The organism is Arthrobacter sp. AL12 (assembly GCF_029960645.1).
Classification (GTDB): Bacteria; Actinomycetota; Actinomycetes; order Actinomycetales; family Micrococcaceae; genus Arthrobacter.
In genome coordinates, this window is record NZ_JASBQY010000042.1 from 1 (window position 1) to 1,298 (window position 1,298).

Below are 1,298 nucleotides of genomic sequence, written 5' to 3' on the forward strand. Positions count from 1 at the left end.
GGAGGCCGGGTCTGATCCTTGGGCTGATCCGTTGCGGGATCGGGCGGATTCCTGCCTGGACGGGCTCGCGGTGGCGGCGCGGGAGGAGGCCCGGTTCGCGGCGTTGAAGGTGCGGCTGACCGCGGATTACGCCGAGGCCACGCGGGCGCTGGCGTCCCCGACGGCGTCCCTTCATGACCGCGCCGTCCAGGAAATGGCGATGGTCGCCGAACTCGCCTGCGTCCTGACGGTCAGTGAGCACGCCGCCGGCACCCTGCTGGCTCAGAGCCAGGCGCTGACGACGGCGCTGCCGCTGACCCTGGAGGCGCTGCAGGACGGGACGATCTCCTGGGACCACGCCCGGATCATGGTCGATGAAACCGCCGACCTGGGCCCGGCCGGGGCCGCGGCGCTGGAGGAGCACTTCCTGGACCCCGGAGCGCCCAACCCGGCCCGCGGGTGCCCGGCCGGGGAACTCGTCCCGGGCCGGTTCCGGGCCAAATCCCGCACCTGGCGCGAACGCCACCACCCGGACAGCATCGAAAAACGCCACACCAGGTCCGCGACGGACCGGCGGGTCGAGTTCGCCCCGGACCGGGACGGGATGGCCTGGTTCTCCGCGTACCTGCCGGCGGTGACGGCCGCGGGGATCTGGGACCGGATGACCGCCGCCGCCCGCGCGCTCCAGGGCCCGGACGAGACCCGGACCCTGACCCAGCTCCGCGCCGACGTCGCCGCGACCCTGCTCCTGGGCCCCGGCAACGGCACCGGCACCGGCGCCGAGGGCAACGCCGGTTCCGGGGATGTGCCGGTCCCGCGGGCGCAGGTCCTGATCACCGTCCCGGTCCTCTCCCTCCTCGGAGCCACCGAGGAACCGGCGATGCTCGACGGGTACGGGCCGATCCCGCCGTCGGTGGCCCGGGCCCTGATCGCCGACGGCGCGGAGTCCTTCCACCGCGTCCTGACCGACCCCCGGGACGGTGCCCCGCTGGAAATCGGCCGGGCCAACTACCGCCCCACCAAGGCCATGCGCCAATGGTTGCGGCTCCGCGACGGCCGATGCCCCTTCCCGGGCTGCAACAACCCCTCCCTGGACAACGAAGCCGACCACCTCCTGGCCTGGGCCGACGGCGGCACCACCGGCATCACCAACCTCGGCCAGCCCTGCCCCAAGCACCACCGCCTCAAACACAGCTCCGGATGGACCCCGTCCGGGGCCACCAAGAACCAACCACCCGGCTGGACCTCACCCTCAGGCCGGTACTACCCCAGCGAACAGCAGGACTGGGAACCACCCGACTGGCCACCCCACCTCCCGG

1 protein-coding gene is annotated in these 1,298 nt (G+C 73.4%); it reads left to right on the plus strand.

Going from position 1 to position 1,298, the window contains the following annotated elements:
- Nucleotides 1-1,298, plus strand: a 1,298-nt coding sequence (locus QK291_RS18970; protein ID WP_282384402.1) for an HNH endonuclease signature motif containing protein, incomplete at both ends; no start/stop codon positions are given.